The organism is Fervidicella metallireducens AeB (assembly GCF_000601455.1).
Lineage (GTDB): Bacteria > Bacillota > Clostridia > Clostridiales > Caloramatoraceae > Fervidicella > Fervidicella metallireducens.
Genome location: NZ_AZQP01000137.1, coordinates 1 through 1,028 on the forward strand (window position 1 = coordinate 1; position 1,028 = coordinate 1,028).

Here is a 1,028-nt window from a genome sequence, read left to right on the forward strand (position 1 = left end):
ATTAATTCCTTGATATATTATGAAAGTAAGCGTAAAATACTTCACACATAGCTAAAGGATAAAAATTTTGAGATAATCAGCTCATATTCTCCTAAGTCCTAAGGGACATATACTTACTGTGATAATATAGCCATATATATTTTACAAGTCCTTCCACAATGCATTTTTAACCACATTTTTAACCAAACCTCATGATTTTTTAACTTAATACAACTTTATTTCCTTTTTTTCTAAGAGTTTTACCATGCTTGTCCAATTTTTATACTTAACAAAAGCAATTATTTTTATAGCTTTTGAAATCGCAATTACAATATTTTCGTTTTAAAAATTAAGCATACTGTTTCATAAACTCATATGTAATATTTTTATATTTCTCCTCATCTAAAAGCTTCACCCCAAGGCTGCTGAGCTTTGAAACTCTGCTTTGAGTTATGTTTCCAAGGACGCGGCAGATTTCACTGCATTTTAAGTTGCAAAGACTTCTCATTAAAAGTACAGCCAGTGCCTTTGCTTCAACTATTTCTCTGCAGTGTTTAGTATGGATCTTTATTTTTTCAATTCCAAGTTTTGATGCTATAAATTCTAAAATTTCTTTAGTTTTAATGTTTCTTATTAATATCTTTCTTTCACTTCTGTATTCTGTTCCTTCATTTAAAAATTCTACTTCCTCTTTAAAAACTTTATCAGAGGATTTATATACTAATTTCATATAGCTTTCTCTTGCCCTCTTAGGATTTTTGCTGAACATTCCCATAATAAAGCCGTCATCAACAAGTTCATAGGGGTCATGTCTTAGGCCTAGATATATTGAAAGACTTGAAAATTCATATTTCTCTGGGCAGTTTTCATATCCCTTTATGTCACATGGGTTGTTATGAACATATGCCGATAAGGCATAGAGATATATTTCACTCTTTACCATTTTGCTTTTAAATCTGTCCTGAAAAAGATGTCCATGTCTTTTATGTCTATGGTTAAAATATTGTGCATAGGAGAAATTTATGCTGTGCATAATCCTTGAAATATCT

1 protein-coding gene is annotated in these 1,028 nt (G+C 30.3%); it reads right to left on the reverse strand.

The window, feature by feature from the left end:
* Positions 1 to 328: 328 nt before the first annotated feature.
* On the reverse strand, positions 329 to 1,028 hold a 700-nt coding region (locus Q428_RS14115), incomplete at its 5' end, for a hypothetical protein (protein ID WP_035382072.1).